General features: G+C 45.2%; 3 protein-coding genes. All 3 read left to right on the top strand.

The annotated features are described in order from the left end of the window. Positions 1-324: hypothetical protein (locus tag QZZ35_RS10955; protein ID WP_291237435.1), on the top strand; the 324-nt coding region annotated here is incomplete at its 5' end. A 131-nt stretch (positions 325-455) separates the two neighbouring features. After that, positions 456-2,330 carry a recombinase family protein gene (locus QZZ35_RS10950; protein ID WP_291237434.1) on the top strand — a complete coding sequence of 625 codons (1,875 nt, stop codon included), beginning with the start codon at positions 456-458 and terminating at the stop codon, positions 2,328-2,330. Continuing rightward, positions 2,327-2,586 (top strand): TnpV protein (locus tag QZZ35_RS10945; RefSeq protein WP_291237433.1); only part of this gene is annotated, 260 nt, incomplete at its 3' end. The genes QZZ35_RS10950 and QZZ35_RS10945, both read left to right, overlap by 4 nt.

Genomic DNA, 2,586 nt, shown 5'->3' with positions numbered 1-2,586 from the left:
GGTGTTATAAGCTTGAAGAGACTTCTTAATCATCATTTTTTAAGAAATTGGAGCTCCAAAATGATTAAAAAGTCTCTTGAGGCTTATTTTTTGCCCAAAATACAAAATTGTACTTTTTTAAAAACATTCTCAAAGGATGGCAACATTTTGCCTCGCCAGTCTGGATATAGTGTAAGGAGTTTTTCAAACCGACACAAAATCCAGAGAAATTTAAAAAAGTTACGTTACTACCTTGTAAAACAGCGTCCGAAAGATGGGTTAAGTGAGAGGAACTTTTTTGAAGATCCTTACACGAACCTTGACAACGGAGCAGCCTGTCCATAGTGATACCAGATTTGAATGTGCATCCAGCATGTCTTTTCTGGCAAATACGTCCCGGAAACATCGGAACCCGGTACAGGAACGGATATGGAATGAAAACAGGCAATGAAAAATGAAAGGAAGGAGGAAAACGGATGCAGGAGAAACTTACCGCATTGTATGAGCGTCTCAGCCATGATGATGACCTTATGGGCGAGAGCAACAGTATATCGAACCAGAAGCAGATGCTTTCAGAATATGCAGAATCCCATGGACTTACCCCATATATCCATTTTACGGATGATGGAATATCCGGCACAAGGTTTGACCGCCCGGGATTTGTCAGCATGATGGATGCCATCAAAGCCGGGCAGATCGGGACGGTGATCATAAAGGATATGAGCCGGTTGGGACGTGATTATCTGATGGTCGGTCAGATTCAGGAAATGCTGCGCCAGAAGCAGGTTAGGCTGATCGCTATCAATGATGGTCATGACAGTCTGAATGGGGATGATGATTTTCTTCCTTTCCGAAACATTATGAATGAGTGGTATGCGAAAGACACGAGCAAAAAGATCCGGTCTACCTTTAAGGCAAAAGGCAATTCCGGGAAGCACGTTGCAAGCACCACACCATACGGATATCTGAAAGACCCGGAAAATAAGGAACACTGGATCGTGGATGAAGAGGCTGCACAGGTTGTCCGCAGGATTTTTCAGATGACAATGGACGGATATGGTCCTTACCAGATCGCAAAGAAGCTGAAAGAAGATCAGGTGGAGATCCCGGCAGTACACATGGCAAGGCATGGGGCAGGATTATGGCAGGGAAGAGTGGACGAGATCAAAGACCCCTATGCGTGGGGTTCGTCGACGGTGGCAGGGATCCTGAAAAAGCGGGAATATCTTGGTCACACTGTTAATTTCAAGACCAGAAAGCATTTTAAGGACAAAAAGAGCCATTATGTGTCAGAAGATAACTGGACAGTATTTGAGGACACGCAGGAAGCGATCATTGATCAGGAAACCTTTGATAATGTCCAGAGAATCCGGAAGAATGTCCGCAGATACCCGGACGGATGGGGAGAAGCACATCCACTGACAGGGCTGATGTATTGTGCCGATTGCGGGGCAAAAATGTATGTGCACCGGGTAAATAATGGGAAAAGGATCCCTCAATATACCTGTTCTGCATATAGCAAAGTTCCGGTTGGAACACTCTGCCCGACACAGCACAGGATTAATGCGGATATTGTGATGGAGCTGATAAAAGACCTGCTGAAAGCTATCGCAGAATATTCCCATCTGAACCGGGAAGAGTTCATTGAGACAGTGAAGACAACACAGAATTCCCAGCAGTCCAGTGAGATCGTGAGGCTGAAAAACAGGCTGGCAGAAGCGAAAAAGCGTCTGCAGGAACTGGAAAAACTGATCTGCCGAATATATGAGGATAATATCCTCGGTAAGCTGCCGGACGAACGTTACGCAGTCCTTGATGGGCAGTATTCCAAAGAACAGAAAGAACTGACAGCGGAAATTTCAGAATTGGAAGCAGAGGTAGCCGGATATGAAAATGGCAGACGGTCTGCGGAAAGATTTATTGCACTGGTGGACAAATATCAGAATTTTGATGAACTGACCACATATATGCTGAATGAGTTCGTGGAAAAGATTCTGGTGCATGAGAGGGACAGGAAAGGAAGCCAGCAGACCACACAGGAGATTGAGATTTATTTTAATTTTGTGGGAAGGTATCTTCCACCGCATTTTGGAGAAGTCCAGCTGACAACGGAAGAGGAAGAAGAATTACGAAAGCGAGAAGCCAGGAAGGACAGGCTGCACCAGAATTATCTGAGGCGGAAGGCAAATGGAAAACAGAAAGAATACGAAGACAAAGTAAAAGAAAAAAGAAAAGCCGAGATCGAGGCGAAGAAGGAAGCAATCCGGCAGGAAGATATTGCGAAAGGTGTGTTTGTTCCAGTGTCGATGCTTCCGGCTGCAGAACCAAAGAAAGGGGTGGCAAATGCATGAAAGAATTGAAACCGATGATACATGATGAAAAGAACGGACTGGATTATATCCTTGTGGGAGATTATTATATCCCGCTGATCCGTGTGGCGGAAGAAACCAGAGATATTGGTTTCTATGGAAGCCTCCGCAGGAATTTTCTGAAAGACTACCGGCAGGCTTTGTATTCCCAGCTTATGCTGACTGGGAAGCTCTGGTCGTATCTGGCTGACCTGAATGAAATCTGCGTGGAACGCAGGGACAGCATGATGGATCAGAT

This window comes from Frisingicoccus sp., assembly GCA_016298055.1.
GTDB lineage: Bacteria > Bacillota > Clostridia > Lachnospirales > Lachnospiraceae > Frisingicoccus.
This window is presented reverse-complemented; position numbering and strand designations above follow the sequence as displayed.